Origin of the sequence: Streptomyces sp. NPDC050619, from assembly GCF_040654815.1 — a bacterium.
Lineage (GTDB): Bacteria > Actinomycetota > Actinomycetes > Streptomycetales > Streptomycetaceae > Streptomyces.
Window position 1 is genome coordinate 56,383 of record NZ_JBFAIR010000044.1, and the last position, 15,389, is coordinate 71,771.

Sequence of the window (15,389 nt, forward strand, 5' to 3'; positions counted from 1 at the left end):
GGTGTCAGTTCTCGCGGAGTTTGGTCAGCAGCTCGTCGACTTCGCGTTCGATGTCGGGATCGATGAGGTTTCGGGCGTTCATCCAGTCGTCGTTGAAGACGGTGTCCATGTACTTCTCGCCACCGTCGTTGATCAGCGCGACCATAGTCGTGCCGGGCGCGAGCGAGGTCATCCGGGTCAGGGCCTCGTACACCACGCCACCCGCGGAGCCGCCGATGAGGAGGCCGATACGGCGGGCCAGCACCCGCGCGGTGGCGAACGCCTCGATGTCGCCGACCTTTGCGCCCTCGTCCAGCAGGTCGTAGTCGACCATGGCGCCGATGGTGGCACCCTCGGGGGTGCCCGTGCCGGACTGGTAGTAGTCGTGGGCGGGTGGCCCGAAGGCGATCGACCCCTTCGGCTCGACCCCGACGATCTGCACATCCGGCACAGTCTTGCGCAGCTCGCCTCCGGTTCCGAAGAGCCCGCCGCCCGTTCCCACGGCGCCTATCAGGATGTCGATACGGCCGTCCAGGGAGGCGTCGAGTTCATGGGCCACCGGCCGGTAACCGTCGCCGTTGGCCGGGTTGTTGTGCTGCTCGGTGAAGTAGGCGTTGTCCCTCTCGGCCGCCAGCTTCTCAGCGAACTCCTCGCGGGCGGCCGTGGCCAGCTCCTCGTCGCCCTCCGAGGCGACGTAGACGAGTTCGGCGCCGAGTGCCTTCATGCCGCGCAGTTTGTCGGCGGCGGCGTGATGGTCGACGACGGCGGTGAAGGTGTAGCCGCGCTCGGCCGCGATGACGGCCAGGCCGAGGCCGGTGTTGCCGGAGGTGGACTCGACGATACGGCCGCCGGGGCGCAGCAGGCCGCGTTCCTCGGCGTCGAGGATCATCTATCGGGCCATGCGGATCTTCGCGGTGCCGGTCGGGTTGAACTGCTCGAGTTTGAGCAGCAGTCGGCTTCCGGTGTCGGTGCGGCACAGCTCGAAAAGTGGGGTATGGCCGATGAGGTCGGAGATGCGACTGACCACGGCGGGGCGCGAGAGCGCCTTGTCCATCGGATGGCTCCTGTGTTCGAGGGGAGAGAGTCAGGCGAGTGGATGGCGGTCGAGCCGCCAGCGGGTCGTGCCGCCGGCGGTGTCGAGGACGACCTTCGGGGGGAGCGGGAGTTCGTGGAAGGGGGACTCGTTGGAGTCCATCTGGTAGCCGGCGGTGTTGGGGTAGACCAGCAGGTCACCGGGGGCCGGGCGGGCGGGGAACCGCACCTTGCGCCAGGTGATCATGTCGGACTCCAGGCAGGTGGCACCGCCGATGCAGGCGGCGTACGGCTCACCCGGGGACGCGTGGGCGGGCAGCAGCACCGGATCCGGCAGGTACTCGCTGTTGAACCACTGCTCGGACAGGCTGAGACTGCTGCCGTCCACAGTGACGATGCCGTGTCCGGGCCGGTCCTTGACACCCTGGACGCGGAAGACCGTGCAGCCGGCCCGGTCCAGCAGCGCCCGGCCAGGTTCGAGGAGCAGCGTCACGCCCGCCTCACGCAGTCGCCCGGCGAGGCCGTCCGCAGCGAGGACCGCGCGCAAGGCGTCGGGGCCCGCCACTGGCGAGTGGTACGGGTAGAAGTCGGCCGGGGCGAAGGACTTGCCCGCGTGATAGTGCTCGGGCCGCTGGTCGCGCAGGAAGCGTTCCCAGTGCTCGGCGTCCGTGTAGTCGACGGCGAACCCGCCGCCGATGCTGATCCGGTCGGCGCGCAGGCCGAGCGTCCTCGCCTTGAGGCACAGTTCGACCAGTTCGGCGGCGAGTTCGGCGCGCATGAGGGGGTCGTAGCCGGAGAGGTGGAAGGAGAAGCCCTCCATCGTGAGTCCGGCGTCCCGGCACCGCACGAGAGCCGTCTCCAACTCCCCGCCGTCCAGCCCGAATCGGCTGTGCGGCTGGGAGGGCGGAAGGCGTCGGAGCAGTACCCGCGCAGGACGCCCGACCTCGATGACCCGTTCCAGCTCGTCGAGGGCGTCCACAGCGATCAGACAGCCCTGCAGCACGGCCACCCGCAGCAGCGCATCGGCCTTGGCAGGCCCGGTGACCACGACGTACTCGCCCCGCACGCCGTGCCCGAGCGCGTCCCGCAGCTCACCGGCGCTGGCCACGTCGACGCCCGTCCCGGACAGGGCGCACCGCTCGATCCATGCGGCGGCCTTGTTCGCCTTCTTCGCGTAGTACACGCGCCCCTCGACGCCGAACTCGTCGAGGACCGCCGTGAAGGCGGCGGCGTTGGCGTCGAAGCGGTCCGGCAGCAGTAGATGGAAGGGGCCGCCGAGCGCGTACGACAGCTCGTGCGGGAGCGAGCCGGCCAGGATCGCGTCGAGCTGTGGATCCGGGTGGGCCGGCAGCGGCGGGGCTGCCGTCGAATCGGTCACTGCCACAGCGACACCCGCGTTCCCAGCCCGTGCTCGATGGCGAGTTGCGCGAAACGGTGGCCGAGCGCGATGTCGGTGACGACCAGGCCGCTGTTGTACGCGAAGATCCGCTCGTCCCCCGAGCGCCGCCCCTCGGCCCGGCCCGCCAAAACCGCGGGGAACTCGGCGTCCACGGGCGGGAAGTCGCCGTCCGCGTCGGCCATGTCGGTGCCGGTGACTTTCATCTGCGCCTCGCTGGTGGCGATGACCCGGTCCGCCTGGTGCAGGGTCGAGGGGGCGATGCCGTGGCCGACCAGGATCGACAGGGCGCCCGGCTTCAGGTCGGCGGCCTCGACTGCGGCGGGCGTGTGCTGTCCGGCGGTGGCGACCACCACGTCGGCGTCGGCCGCGGCGGCCCGTACGTCGTCGACGACCTCCACCTCCCGGTCGGGGAAGTAGTGGTGGAGCCGTTCGCGGACGGCGGCGAGGCCGTCGGGGTGGGTGCCGTAGACCATGAGGCGGTCGAGGTCCGGCAGCGTGGTGAGCAGGAAGGGAAGCGCGAGGCGGCCTTGCGTTCCGGTGCCGATGACGAGGGCGCTGCGGGTGTCGGGCGCGGCGCATTCGCGGGCCAGCAGCGCCGAGACGGCCGGGGTGCGCAGCGAGCCGATGCGGCCGCAGTCCATCATCGCCACCGGCAGCCCGGTGACGTCGTCGTAGATGGTGAGGGTCGTGTAGTAGTGCTGCTCGTCGCGGGACTTGTCCAGTCCGTGCTTGTACGACGTCTTGATCGCGACGACCTCGCGGACCCCGTCGCGGCCGAGCATGGCGTACGAGACGGAGTGGCCGTCCTCGGGCTTGACGGTGAGCTTGCGCGGGTTGGCCGACTTGCCGTCCGCCAGAGTGCGGTACGCCTGCTCGACGACGCCGACCACGTCGTCGAGTGATATCTCGATGCCGGCGATGTCGCTGGTGCTGAGGATGCGCAGGGGCTTGTCGTCTGCGGATATGTCGGGCGGGGCGTTGTCCGTGCGTGCGGAAGTGCCGGTCACGGCTTTTCCCTTCGGATGGAGGGGATGCTGACGGGAGATCAGACGAGGGCCACGAGCGCGGACTGCCCGTAGCCGTGCTCGTCCGCCTCGGCCAAGGGCCGGCTGCGGCGGCCGAGGACGCGGACCGAGGCGCGCTTGAGCCAGCGGTCGGTGCCGTCGTAGCGGGCCTTGAACGGCACCCGGCCGTGCACGACCAGGTCGTTGTCGACGACCAGGACGTCGCCGGGCTCCAGGGCGACGGCGACCGAGACGCGTTCCAGTTCGGCGGTCAGCCGGTCGTAGGCGGCGCGGTAGTCGGCGGGGGCCTCGTCGAGCGGGGTGTAGGCGGGGTCGTAGCGCAGCGTCGGGCCGTTCGCGGTCTGCCACAAGGCGGGGATCTTCGGTGGCTCCTCGCCCGTGAAGGACTGGGCTTCGGCGTATGCGTCGTCGGGGAGGATCGGCAGCACCGGGCGGGACAGCAGCGCCGCGTCGTCCGCGCTGAGGCGGACCTTGCGGATGCTGGCGGCGGTAGTGGCGACGGCGTCGTGGTTGCGCATGCAGGCGAGCAGCAGCAGGTGGGCGCGGCCGGGGTGGAAGGCGTCCTCGGTGTGCGGGCTGAGCAGCACGGTGCTGCTCGCGCCGGTCTGCTCGGCCTCGTGGCCGGGCGAGGGCACGATGTTGTGCACGAACCGGCCTTCCTGCTGGCCCTCCCAGGCGATCGGGTGGCCCATGGCCGTGGCGAGCAGCAGGAGGATCACGTCCCAGGCGGCGGCGCGGTCGCCGGCCGTGGCCCAACTGTCGGGCGTGGGGCCGATTCCGTCGTCTTCGACGGGCAGGCCGCGCAGGACGTAGAGGCCGTCGTCCGTATCGACCGGGCGACAGGCTTGAAGAATCGTTTCATCGAGACGGGTGGCGGCCCTCGCCACCCGGCGGAGCAGCTCAGGCCGCGCGGCGGAACTGCCGAACTCGGCAAGGATCTTGTGGGCGGTATCGGTCAGCTCGTCGACGGCGTGCAGATCGAGCTGCCGTACGGGTGCGGCTCCCGTGGGCATGGCGCAGACATCCCTTTCGGGTGCGGGTGCGGGGTGCGGATGGAGCCCGGAACGCCGACCTGTGAGTTTCCTGTGGGCCGGCTGGGCGATCGCTGCCGAAACGTATCAGCCAGGGTTAGGTAAGGCAAGCCTTATTAGATCATTGCGTTTCCTCTTGAGACTGCGTGCCCCACGTGCGCTGATGTGTGCATCTGTACGCCCATTGACACCTCGACAGATCAAGAGGAAGGGCCTGTGCATGTCTTGCGCGCAGAGATTTCTTAGGGTAGGCACACCTAAGCAATCTGTCCCATGTGACTGGAACGAGGTCGTACGTGAACGTGAACAGACGCCAACTGCTGTGGGCCGGCGGCGGAATAGGTGCAGCCGCGCTGCTCGCCGCCTGCGGCGGCGGCGACGAGACCTCGGCCAAGTCACCGGCGAAGGCGAGCGAGAAGCCCCGGCGCGGTGGCACCCTCCGGGTCGGCGCGCTGGGCCGGGCTTCGGCCGTCACCCGTGACCCGCACGGCACCCAGGCCAACGAGAGCGACTACCTGGTCATCTCGCTGGTCTACGACACCCTCACCGTCCCCGGCACCAAGCCGAACACCGTTCCCCGCCTCGCCGCGAGCTGGCAGGCGTCCGACGACCTGAAGACCTGGCGCTTCACCCTCGCGAAGGGGGCGAAGTTCCACGACGGCACGCCGGTCTCCGCCGAGGACGTCGTGTGGTCGCTGAAGCGGCTGCGCAACACCCCTTCCGGCGCCTCGCGTCTGCCAGGCATCAAGCCGGAGAACATCAAGGCCGAGGGCGACGACACCGTGGTCCTGGTCTCCGACTACGCCAACGCCGAACTGCCGCAGCTGACACGCCTGACGACGTTCGTGCTGAAGAAGGACACGGCGGAGAAGGACCTCGGCAAGGCGCCCGGCACGGGCCCGTTCAAGCTGGACTGGTTCCGCTCCGGCAACGCACGCCTGGTCCGCAACGAGGACTGGTACGGCGGTGACGTGTACCTCGACGCCATCGAGGTGAAGATCTTCGAGAGCCCGCAGGCGATGGCCAACGCGCTGCTCGCCGGGCAGATCGACGTCGCCTCCAACGTCGGTGCGGTGGCGGCCCGTACGGCCGAGAAGCGCGAGGACATCCAGGTCGTGCGCCGCCCCAACGACATGGCGATGCCGATCGTCATGCGCACCACCGACGGACCGTTCGCGGACGCGAAGGTGCGCGAGGCTCTGCGGCTGGCCGTCGACCGTGAGGCCATGGTCAAGCAGGTGCTGTCCGGCTACGGCACCGTCGCCAACGACATCCTCGGCACCGGCGACCCTGCCTTTGCCAAGGGCATACCGCAGCGGGGGCGCGACCTGGCCAAGGCCAAGCAGCTGCTGAAGGAGGCCGGCTTCGACACGTCGAAGACGTATGAGCTGCTGACCACCGAGGACATCGCGGGTCTCGCAGAGTCGGCGACGCTGTTCGCCTCCCAGGTCCGAGAGGCCGGGGTCAAGGTGAAGGTGGTCAAGCAGGAGTCGGCCACGTTCTGGGACAAGACCTGGCTCAAGGGCGACCTGTACACCACCTACTGGGGCACCAACGACTCCGTGGTGTTCTTCGCCAGCAAGACCATGGTGTCCGACTCCGGGCAGAACGAGGCCGGTTGGAAGAACGCCGAGTTCGACGCCGCGTACAAGAAGGCGATGGCGACCAAGGACGCGGTGGCCCGCGCCAAGGTGCTGCAGGAACTGCAGCAGATCGAGTACGACGAGTCCGGCTACCTGCTGTGGGGCATGGCCGACGGCATCGATCTCGCGGGCGCGGCTGTGCGCAACCTGCCGACCCTGCCCGGCTACGGGCGCGTCCAGCTTGAGACTGCATGGCTGGCTCGCTGATACCCGCAGCGCGGAAGCCGGGCGGACCGGCCGGGGGCATCGGCCCCTGGCCGGTTCCGGCCGTCGTGCGCGCGGCCGGGCAGGTGGTCGGCGTGCTCGCGCGTCGGGTCCTGCTGCTGGCCGCACTGCTCGCCGTCGTCTTCGCCGCCGTCGAACTGCTCCCCGGTGACGCGGCCACCGCCACCTCCGAACGCGGGGAGAGTGCGGCCGACCTGGCCGAGCGCCGTCGTCTGCTCGGTCTGGACCGGCCCGTCCTGGAACGCTTCTGGGAGTGGATGACCGGGCTGCCCACCGGTGACCTCGGCACCTCCGCACGCGGCGAGTCCGTCGCCGACCTGCTCTCCCGCCCGTTCCCCAACACCCTGCTGCTCGGCGGACTCGCCTTGCTGGTCACCCTGGTGGCGTCCGTCGCGCTCGGCTGCTGGGCCGCCGCCAAGCCCGGCGGAGCCGTGGACCGGGGCGTCTCGGCGAGCGCCACCGGCATCCTCGCGCTGCCCGAGTTCGTCGTCGCGGTGGCCTTGGTGCTGGTCTTCGCCCTGTGGACCGACTGGCTGCCCGCGGTCACCCTCACCGACGCCGACGGCGCCCCCGCCTCCTGGGAGATGCTCGTCCTGCCCGTGCTCGCGCTGGCGATCCCGCAGATCGGCTGGAACACCCGGATCGTTCGAGCCGCCTTCGCCGACGAGGCCAAGGCGCCGCACATCGAGACCGCCGTCCTCGACGGCCTGCCCCGGCACCGGATCCTCACCCACCACCTGCTGCCCGGCGCGCTGCCCACCATCGCGGCCGGCATCGCCACCTCCACCGGCATGCTGCTGGGCGGCGCGGTCGTGGTGGAGACGATCTTCAACTACCCCGGCATCGGCTCCGTCCTCACCGGTGCGGTCGCCGACCGGGACAGCCCGGTCATCGCAGGCGTCGTCGCCGTCACCGGCGCCGTGATCACGGGGGTGCTGCTGCTCGCCGACCTCGTACGAGCCTGGGCTTCGGGAGGCCGGACATGACCGCAACGAACCGGCGACGGCGGGTCGCACTCCGGGTGCTCCCCGCCCTGCTGCTCACGGCCCTGGCCCTGGCCGGCCCCTGGCTCGTCCCGCACGCCGTCGACGCCCCGGTCACCGCGCCCTACGCGGAACCCGGCGGCGACGTCCCCCTCGGCGGCGACCAGTTGGGCCGGGACGTACTCAGCCGGGTCTTGGCCGGAGGACGTGAACTCGTCGTCACCTCACTCATCGTCGCCGTCCTGGTCACCGCGGTGGCCGCCGCGCTCGGCGCGGTCAGCGCTCTGCGCCCGGCCGTCGGACGCATCATCGAACGCACCGCCGACGTGCTGATGCTGCTGCCCGCCGTCCTCGGCATTCTCCTCGTCACCCTGTCCTGGCCGGACGGCGGACGACTCGCCGTCGTCGCCGCGTCTGTCGTCCTGGGCGTGCCCTACGCGGTGCGCCTGGTCGCCGGGGCCGCCGCGCCCGTGGCCGCCACCGGTTACGTCGAGGCGGCGGCCGTCGGCGGGGAACGGCTGTGGTACCTCGTGGTCAGGGAGGTGCTGCCCAACCTGCGGGCCACCCTGCTCGCGCTGTTCGGGCTGCGTTTCGTCGCCGCCGTCTACCTCGTCGCCACCGCCGGATTCCTCCAAGTCGGCCCCCAACCACCGGCCGCCGACTGGGCGTTGATGATCCGGGAGAACTCCGGCGGCATCGTCCTGAACCCCTGGGCCGTCCTCGCCCCCAGCGTCGCCATCGGCCTGCTCGCCATGAGCGTCAACCTGGCGGCCGCCGCCCTCGTCCCCTCGACCGGCCGGAAGGCGGTGCCCGCACTGTGAACCACATGCCCCACTGGTATTCCGACCCCCACGCGGCGGAGGGGGAAAGCGCGGTACGGGTCTCGGGCCTGACCGTCGCCGCCCCGAACGGCCGCCTCCTGCTGGACGGCGCCTACCTGGAACTGGCCCCCGGCCGCGTCACCGCCGTCATCGGCCCCTCCGGCTGCGGCAAGACGACGTTGCTGCGGGCCGTCGCGGGCGCCCTGCCTTCCGGCACCGAACGCACCGCCGGGACCGTCACCGTCCTCGGACAGGACCCCCTCACCCTGCCCGCCCCAGCCCTGCGCACCGTGCGCCGCCATCGCCTCGCCTACGTCGGCCAGGACCCCGGCTCCGCCCTCAACCCGCGCATGAAGGTGCGCCGTCTGCTCGCCGAAGTCGCCGTCGACGGGAGCCCCGAGGCGGTTCAGGCCCAACTGGCCGAAGTGCGGCTGCCCGTCGACGGCGGCCTGCCGGACCGCCGTATCGGCGGGCTGTCCGGTGGCCAGCAGCGCCGGGTGGCGCTCGCCCGGGCCCTGGCCCGCCGCCCCGCTGTTCTCCTCCTCGACGAGCCCACGGCCGGACTCGACCCGACGCTGCGCGACGAGATCGCTGACCTGCTGCGCCACCTCGCCGAGAGCCACCGGATCGCCGTCGGCCTGACCTGCCACGACCCCGACCTGGTGACCCGGCTGGCGGACGACGTGGTGGACCTGACCGGCCCGCGCCCGAAGGCGACCGTGCGGCCGGCCCGGACCGAGGCCGCCCGCACCCCGTCCGACGCCCCGCCCGTCCTCACCGCCTCCGCCCTGCACGCGGCCCATCTCCACCGCGGCCGCCGCGTCCCCGTGCTGCACGGCATCGACCTCATCCTCGACGCCGGCAGCAGCCTCGGCATCGTCGGCGCCTCCGGCTCCGGCAAGACGACCCTCCTGCGCACCCTGGTCGGCCTGCACCGCCCCACCGCCGGCACGGTCAGCCTGGACGCCACCCGCCTCGCCCCCGCAGCGCACCGCCGCTCCCGCGACCAGCGCCGCCGCCTCCAACTCGTACCGCAGGACCCCCTCGGCACCCTCAACCCCAGCCGCACCGTCGGAGCCGCCCTGCGCCGCCCGCTCCTGCTGCACCGCAGGGCCGGGCGGGCCGAGGCACCGGCACGCGTCCTGGAACTCCTGGACCAGGTCGGCCTGCCCGCCGCCTTCACCGACCACTACCCCCACGAGCTGTCCGGCGGACAGCGCCAACGCGTCGCCATAGCCCGCGCTCTGGCCGCCGACCCCGACGTGCTGATCTGCGACGAGGTCACCTCCGCGCTGGATGCGGACACCGCCGTCGCCGTGATGGACCTGCTGACAGAACTCCGCGACCGGCGCGGCCTGTCCCTCGTCCTGGTCAGCCACGACCTGCGGCTCGTCGCCGACCGCACGGAGTCGCTGCTCGTGTTGTCCGAAGGACATGTGGTCGAGTCCGGGCCCACCGCACGGCTGTTCACCTCACCGTCCCACCCCGTGACCGCGGCACTGGCCACGGGGATCCCGCTCGGCGGCTGACCCCCGGGGGGGGCCGAATCAGTCACCGCTGACACCCCTCCACGAGGCGGGCCTGTCAGCGGTGACTCTGACGTCGGCCTCCCTCCGGAACGCCCAACGGGGCCCTGCGACAAGGCACGGTGAACAGGCCCCCGTCCGGCCGCCGGACGCCGCGCAGTCGGTCCCGCTACGCCTCAACCGGCGACACGACGCCCTGTGTTGCCCCTGTGCGACTCTTTCAAGGTGAGGGCCATGATCATGTCGGCCTCCGCCCTGCTCCCGGTGAACCCGCTCCTGGGCATCGCCCTCGCAGTGCTGCTCACCGCGGGCGCCGCGGTGGCGGCGCTGGCCCGGCTCGGGCACACCCGGGCGATCGTCACCGCAGGAATCCGGGCCACCGTGCAGCTGGCCGCGGTCGCAATCGCCATCGGCTGGGCGCTTCGCTCGCGCCCACTGCTCTTCGCCTTCCTCGCCGTGATGTTCGCCGTAGCGACGTGGACGGCCGGCCGCCACATCACCAGCAACCACACCTGGTGGTGGGCCGCCGTAGCGATCGGCGCCGCCGTGTTCCCGGTCGTACTGCTGCTCCTGGCCATCGGACTGCTCCCCGTCAAGGGCATCGCCCTCGTCCCCATCACCGGCATTTTCATCGGCGGCGCACTGACCGCGACGGTACTCGCCCGACGACGCGCGCTGGAAGAGCTCGAGACACGGCACGGGGAGGTCGAAGCAGCGCTGTCCATCGGGCTCCTGGACCGGGAAGCCCGGCTGGAGATAGCCCGGACGTCGGCGGCCGGGGCGCTGATCCCGGCACTCGACCAGACCAGGACGGTCGGGCTGGTCACCCTGCCAGGCGCGTTCATCGGCATGCTCCTCGGCGGCGCATCACCCCTGCTGGCCGGTGCAGTGCAGCTGTTCGTCCTGGTCGCGTTGATGGCAGTGGAGGCGGCAGCAATCGCGGTCGTACTGGAGCTTGTGGCTCGCAACAAGATCAGCAGACCTCCGCGGGGCGCATGACTCACTTCATCGTGATGATCTTGCCCGGCGCATACGCCTGCCGGTCGCGGCTGCCTTCAGAAACAGCGTCACCGAGGCGGTCGTCGCGCTCAGCGCTGGGGCGGCCGCCCCCTCCTCCGCGCTGATCGGTTTCGGTCCCGACTCGGTCGTCGACTCCGCGGCGGCCGTCGCCGACTCCAAGCAGACCCGGCAAACCCGCTGTTCGGCCTGGTCCTGAACGCAGCGCTGGGCTGGTCGTGGTCCGGCCCGATCCCCACCCTCGCCATACGGGACCCTCACCGTACGACGCTGGACCGGCCTGCGAATGTCGTATCAGCGTCAGCCAGCGCCTGCGCCTGCCGTCCTCCCGAGATTCTTGTCTGCCGACTTCCGCTTGCGTGCCGGGAACTGACGGCCGGTCGGTTCGGGCGCGCCAGCTGGATCAGCAGCACGGCAGCGGCAAAGGTCGTGGGCGCGGTGACCGCCCCCGAGATTTGCAACCCGCGAACGAACCCGTCCGCGAAACCCTCAGTTCCGGGCCGGCACCGGCACTGGTGGCGACGATGAGCCCCAGGACGGCGCCCCCGTGCGGTGGCTTGCGGCGCCCGGGAGATCGACGAGCTCGCCGTCCGTCCCGCCATGTGCGGCACCGGCCTCGCGGGCCGGCTGCTGGAGGTGGTCGCCTCGGACGCGCCCAAGGCCCGCTCCTGGCTGCTAACCTCCGTCCGGTTGGGGCGGGCCATGTCCTTCTATCGCCGCCACGGCTGCAGGAAGACGGCGATTCCCTTGCCTTCAGGGGAGGGTGGGTTACCGGTTGCCTGGGTCGGCCCGCACCACCCGGCCCGCACCGCCGCCACCCTCCCGGACTGACGCGCGAACGTCCTGGGTAACCCTCCTAGCGCGAATGGGCGAGGCGGTGAGCAGGCAGCCGCAAGGCGACCGTCCCGGGTTGCATTCAGCAAGGTTCCGCCTGAGGCGGCCGATGCCTGGAAGCACACCCGCACTGGCGCCGCCTTCATAGCGGCTGCCACCCTGCGGGTGTAGCGTCGTAAGCCAGCAGTCGTGGTTCCGAAGTCCCGTTCGCCCGTGATCGCCATCACGGGCGTTCTTGCGTTTCAGCGCCTCTCCGGACCAGGGCGATCACCTCCCGGGCACGCAGGGTGCGGGCCCGGTTTCCCTCGAAGGAGACAGTCATGGCCAAGGGCACGGTCAAGTGGTTCAACAGCGAGAAGGGCTTCGGCTTCATCGAGCAGGAGGGCGGCGGCCCCGACGTCTTCGCCCACTACTCCAACATCGCCGCCCAGGGTTTCCGCGAGCTGCAGGAGGGCCAGACAGTCGAGTTCGACGTCACCCAGGGCCAGAAGGGCCCGCAGGCGGAGAACATTCGCCCTGTCTGATCCCGCTGTTGCGGCAAGGCCCGGCGTTCCGGGCTTCAGGACGTCGGCCTTGCCGCCTGCCGTAATCGTCAGCAGGCCGGGAGCACCTTAGCGTCTTCAGCCCCCAGGCGCTGCTCCCTGCAGCCTGACCGGACCAGAGCGCTCGTCCTTGGCTATTTGGGCATAACCATCCCCTGGTCCGTCACGTAGTAGTCGCCCATACACGTCGGGAACGCCGAACTGTCCCCAGCGGGCCCGCGCATCTGGTCCGAGGTGCAGAACTTGAAGAGAATCTGCTGCTTCTGCTGGTACGTCAGTCCGGCGGGCTGGTCGTTCTGTGACTGCACCTGATTCGAGGACGACGGCGAAGGACTGTCCGTACTGTCCTGGGCGCTTCCGATCAAGGCGCCTACGACGAACGCTGCAGCAGAAGCGACGACAGCCACCTGGACCACTGGCCGCTTCCACCAGGGCAGCTCCAGTCTCGCCAGGATGCGCTGGTACTCCGGGTCACTGTCGTATTCGTCTCGCCACCGGTACCGCACCCGTTTCACGGCTACCCCCTCACAGCTCGACCGGCATTCCCTCCTGCACGAGGAGCCGGGCGACACAGGTTAACCACGAGACATGCATGGATTCTGCACAGAGGTCGTAATCGTGACCTCAGCATTCGAGACGGTGTGTACCCCGGCCAAGGCAGGGCGCTTACTCTGGCCATGGCCACCACCTGAACACCACAAAACGGGCCGGCGGCGGCTAACCGCGCCGCAGGGTCCGAGCCGGGGGTAACGGCGACACGGCCTGCACCCACGCAGACCGACGCGCTCACCTGGAGACGTTCGGACGTGGAGGTGTGCCGGCCGAAGGCATTCCGGCTGCCCGGTCCGGGTCCTCTGTCGGTTTTCCGGGACCGCAGGTGAAGGTCACACGGAAGCGCGCCGGGGCCGCCTCGCTGTGGCTCGCTGGTATCGACAGTTGCCATGTCGCCGCCGTATGTCCATGGCCTGGCCAGCTCACTAGCCCACTACCGCTGACGCCAGTCCAGCCCATCAGTGAACAGGGACCTGGTCGTCGTCGGCGCCGGCATTGTCGGCGCATCGGTGGCCTATCACGCCGCCCGGGCGGGCGCCAACGTGACCTTGGTCGACGCCGGGCGGCCAGGCGCCGGCGTGACGGCGGACTCGTTCGCCTGGATCGGATCGTCCGGCGTGCTCAAAGTCCCGGCCGCCGGGCTGCGGGCCACCGCGACGGCGGAGTACCACCGACTCGGGGCCGAGTTGCCGGGACTCCCGGTGACCTGGTCCGGCTCGCTGAGCTGGAACAGGCAGGACAGTGCGCCGGACGCCGGGCCCGGGCAGACGATCGTGGACGCGGCCACCGTGGCGACGCTCGAGCCCGCCGTTCGGCAGCCTCCACAGTGGGCTGTCTGGGCGCCGGGGGACGGCGCTGTCGACTCGGTGGGCGTGACCGAGCGGCTGGTCGAGGCCGCTCGCACCCATGGAGCCCGGGTACATCTGGACACGCCGGTTACCGCGCTCCGCCGGGACACGGCGGGCCGGATCGCCGGGGTTGATACGACAGCAGGGCCCCTCTCCGGTGCGACGGTGGTGCTGGCGGCCGGAGTCGCCACGGCCGCGCTGGGCGCGCCGCTCGGCGTGCGCGTCCCGGTCGAACCGTCGCCGTCGCCGCTGTTCCGGCTCAGCGCCCCGGCCGGTCTGGTCCGCACCGTGGTCAACACCGAGGACTTCGATCTTCGGCAGGTCGCCGCGGACCGGCTGATCGCCGCCGCGGACTCGCCCGAACGGACCCTTGCCGCCGTCCGGTCCACTTTCCATGGCGCCGGGAGCGTCGAGCTGCTCAGTACCCGACGCGGAGTGCGCCCCATGCCGGCCGACGGCGAGCCGATCGTCGGCCCGGTCGCCGAGGTCCCCGGCCTCTACTTGGCGGTGATGCACTCGGCGGTCACGCTCGCCGCAGCCGTGGGCCGCCTGGTCGCACGGGAGTTGGTCGACGGAACCGTTGAGTCGGCTCTGTCAGGCTGCCGCCCAGATCGCTTCTCATCGTGAGGCACTCCCTGCGCTCCGAGCAGTCGGCCTTCCAGCACGTCTCGCTCCCCAGGGACTGTCCGTCGATCTTCAGGTTCCACCAGTCGCGCCACTCGGCGACCCGAAGCCGCCGACGTCCAGAATCCCCGCGAGTCGCCTCCTCGGCCGGTGCCGGCGAACGTGCGGCCACGCGTGTCGATCGCGCGTAGGTCTCCGATGAGATCGGCCAAGTCGCGGGCAGACGCAGACGATTCACCTGGGCCCTCGTCGGCGGCCACGATCCCGGGCAGCCACGGCAACGGGGCTGTTCAGATCAGAGGGCGCGGAACGTATGCGGCCCGCACCCGTACGAGGTCCGCCGCTCCGTGGGCCGGCCGGCACATCGCCCTGGCCATGCCCGGCTGGAGTGTCAGTCGAGTACGGCACGCCCCTCGGCGATGATGGCCGCGAGTTCCTCGACCTCCCCTTCGGTGAGGGGCGTCAGCGGCGGACGGACCGGACCGGCCTTGACGCCGGAGAGGGTCACGCCCGCCTTCACCAGCGACACGGCGTATCCCGGCACCCGTCGGCGCAGTCGGACCAGGGGATGGAAGAAGGTCCGCTGGAGCGCGTCGATCCGTGTCTGGTCGCCCTCCTCGATCGCGCGGTGGAAGGCGAGGGAGATGTCCGGTGCGAAGGCGAAGGCGGCCGAGGAGTACAGCTCGACGCCCAGTGCGCGGTAGGCCTGTTGGCTCGCCTCGGCTGTGGGCATGCCGTTGAAGAACTGGAAGCTCTTGCCGGATGCGCTCAGCGCGTCCCGTACGGCGGGGACGATCCGTGCGACGAGGTCGAGGTCCCCGGTGCCGTCCTTCAGGCCCGTCACGGTCGGCAGTTGGGCCACCTCCGCCGCCGAAGCCTCGTCGAAGCGGGCGTTCGCCCGGCTGTAGACGATCACCGGAAGATCCGTCTCCTGGCCTACCGCACGGGCGTAGGCGACGAGCCCCGCGGCGGGCGACTCGACCAGGTAGGGCGGCATGAGCAGGAGGCCGTCCGCGCCGGCCTCGGCCGCGGCGCGGGCGAACTGCCGGGCCAGACCCAGCGCGCCCCCGGCTCCGGCGTACACCGGGACGCGTCCCGCCGCCGCGTCGACGGCGGTCCGCACGACCGCGGCGTACTCCTCGCGGTCCAGGGCGTGGAACTCGCCGGTGCCGCAGGCGACGAACACGCCGCCCGGTCCGGCGTCGACCCCCACCGTGACGTGCTGGTGCAGGGCATCGAGGTCGAGGTCACCGGTGGTGGTGAAGGGGGTGACGGGGAAGAAGAGAACGCCTTCGAGCACGAGTGGAT

Annotated in this window: 13 protein-coding genes and 1 pseudogene; 8 read left to right on the forward strand and 6 right to left on the reverse strand. The window is 71.0% G+C overall.

Features of this window, described 5'->3' with window-relative positions; all coding sequences use genetic code 11:
- Window positions 1–4: 4 nt before the first annotated feature.
- From AB0I77_RS45330 to AB0I77_RS45345, 4 genes and pseudogenes are all read right to left on the reverse strand, one after another.
- Window positions 5–1,033: pseudogene (locus AB0I77_RS45330) on the reverse strand (cysteine synthase family protein).
- A 30-nt stretch (window positions 1,034–1,063) separates the two neighbouring features.
- Window positions 1,064–2,395 (reverse strand): Y4yA family PLP-dependent enzyme, encoded by a 1,332-nt coding sequence (locus AB0I77_RS45335; RefSeq protein WP_363288763.1) that lies wholly within the window; start codon window positions 2,393–2,395, stop codon window positions 1,064–1,066.
- The gene (locus AB0I77_RS45340; protein ID WP_363288764.1) at window positions 2,386–3,417 is read right to left on the reverse strand and encodes an ornithine cyclodeaminase family protein; all 1,032 of its coding nucleotides are present in this window, start codon (window positions 3,415–3,417) and stop codon (window positions 2,386–2,388) included. Before AB0I77_RS45340 ends, AB0I77_RS45335 begins: the two co-directional genes overlap by 10 nt.
- 38 nt (window positions 3,418–3,455) lie before the next feature.
- Window positions 3,456–4,448, reverse strand: a complete 993-nt coding sequence (locus AB0I77_RS45345; protein ID WP_363288765.1) for a TauD/TfdA family dioxygenase — start codon at window positions 4,446–4,448, stop codon at window positions 3,456–3,458.
- 314 nt (window positions 4,449–4,762) lie between these two features.
- On the opposite strand from AB0I77_RS45345, the gene AB0I77_RS45350 reads away from it, so the two are divergent.
- The 7 genes from AB0I77_RS45350 to AB0I77_RS45380 all read left to right on the forward strand — a co-directional run bounded on the left by AB0I77_RS45350 (window position 4,763) and on the right by AB0I77_RS45380 (window position 12,039).
- Window positions 4,763–6,316, forward strand: a complete 1,554-nt coding sequence (locus tag AB0I77_RS45350) for an ABC transporter substrate-binding protein (protein WP_363288766.1) — start codon at window positions 4,763–4,765, stop codon at window positions 6,314–6,316.
- On the forward strand, window positions 6,301–7,320 hold the full coding sequence (locus AB0I77_RS45355) for an ABC transporter permease (protein ID WP_363288767.1): 1,020 nt from the start codon (window positions 6,301–6,303) through the stop codon (window positions 7,318–7,320). Before AB0I77_RS45350 ends, AB0I77_RS45355 begins: the two co-directional genes overlap by 16 nt.
- A complete protein-coding gene (locus tag AB0I77_RS45360; protein ID WP_363288768.1) occupies window positions 7,317–8,138 on the forward strand; it encodes an ABC transporter permease subunit in 822 nt (273 codons plus the stop codon). Before AB0I77_RS45355 ends, AB0I77_RS45360 begins: the two co-directional genes overlap by 4 nt.
- Window positions 8,139–8,143: 5 nt before the next feature.
- The gene (locus tag AB0I77_RS45365; RefSeq protein ID WP_363288769.1) at window positions 8,144–9,667 is read left to right on the forward strand and encodes an ATP-binding cassette domain-containing protein; all 1,524 of its coding nucleotides are present in this window, start codon (window positions 8,144–8,146) and stop codon (window positions 9,665–9,667) included.
- 231 nt (window positions 9,668–9,898) lie between these two features.
- Window positions 9,899–10,663, forward strand: a complete 765-nt coding sequence (locus tag AB0I77_RS45370; protein WP_363288770.1) for an ABC transporter permease — start codon at window positions 9,899–9,901, stop codon at window positions 10,661–10,663.
- Between the two features lie 570 nt (window positions 10,664–11,233).
- A complete protein-coding gene (locus tag AB0I77_RS45375) occupies window positions 11,234–11,512 on the forward strand; it encodes a GNAT family N-acetyltransferase (protein ID WP_363288771.1) in 279 nt (92 codons plus the stop codon).
- 323 nt (window positions 11,513–11,835) lie between these two features.
- Complete coding sequence (locus AB0I77_RS45380; protein ID WP_319213826.1) at window positions 11,836–12,039, forward strand: cold-shock protein; 204 nt, start codon at window positions 11,836–11,838, stop codon at window positions 12,037–12,039.
- A gap of 152 nt (window positions 12,040–12,191) precedes the next feature.
- Here AB0I77_RS45380 and AB0I77_RS45385 read toward each other — a convergent pair whose 3' ends face one another.
- Window positions 12,192–12,572 carry a hypothetical protein gene (locus AB0I77_RS45385; RefSeq protein WP_363288772.1) on the reverse strand — a complete coding sequence of 127 codons (381 nt, stop codon included), beginning with the start codon at window positions 12,570–12,572 and terminating at the stop codon, window positions 12,192–12,194.
- Between the two features lie 498 nt (window positions 12,573–13,070).
- On the opposite strand from AB0I77_RS45385, the gene AB0I77_RS45390 reads away from it, so the two are divergent.
- The gene (locus tag AB0I77_RS45390; RefSeq protein WP_363288773.1) at window positions 13,071–14,084 is read left to right on the forward strand and encodes an FAD-binding oxidoreductase; all 1,014 of its coding nucleotides are present in this window, start codon (window positions 13,071–13,073) and stop codon (window positions 14,082–14,084) included.
- Window positions 14,085–14,472: 388 nt separating this feature from the next.
- On the opposite strand, the gene AB0I77_RS45395 is transcribed toward AB0I77_RS45390, so the two are convergent.
- Window positions 14,473–15,381 (reverse strand): 5-dehydro-4-deoxyglucarate dehydratase, encoded by a 909-nt coding sequence (locus AB0I77_RS45395; RefSeq protein ID WP_363288774.1) that lies wholly within the window; start codon window positions 15,379–15,381, stop codon window positions 14,473–14,475.
- Between the last annotated feature and the right edge of the window lie 8 nt (window positions 15,382–15,389).

Bases quoted from the DNA above. Each gene is read 5' to 3' on its own strand.
- AB0I77_RS45380 (WP_319213826.1), top strand. From the start codon at position 11,836: ATGGCCAAGGGCACGGTCAAGTGGTTCAACAGCGAGAAGGGCTTCGGC.
- AB0I77_RS45345 (WP_363288765.1), bottom strand. From the start codon at position 4,448: ATGCCCACGGGAGCCGCACCCGTACGGCAGCTCGATCTGCACGCCGTC.
- AB0I77_RS45355 (WP_363288767.1), top strand. From the start codon at position 6,301: ATGGCTGGCTCGCTGATACCCGCAGCGCGGAAGCCGGGCGGACCGGCC.
- AB0I77_RS45365 (WP_363288769.1), top strand. From the start codon at position 8,144: ATGCCCCACTGGTATTCCGACCCCCACGCGGCGGAGGGGGAAAGCGCG.
- AB0I77_RS45370 (WP_363288770.1), top strand. From the start codon at position 9,899: ATGATCATGTCGGCCTCCGCCCTGCTCCCGGTGAACCCGCTCCTGGGC.
- AB0I77_RS45360 (WP_363288768.1), top strand. From the start codon at position 7,317: ATGACCGCAACGAACCGGCGACGGCGGGTCGCACTCCGGGTGCTCCCC.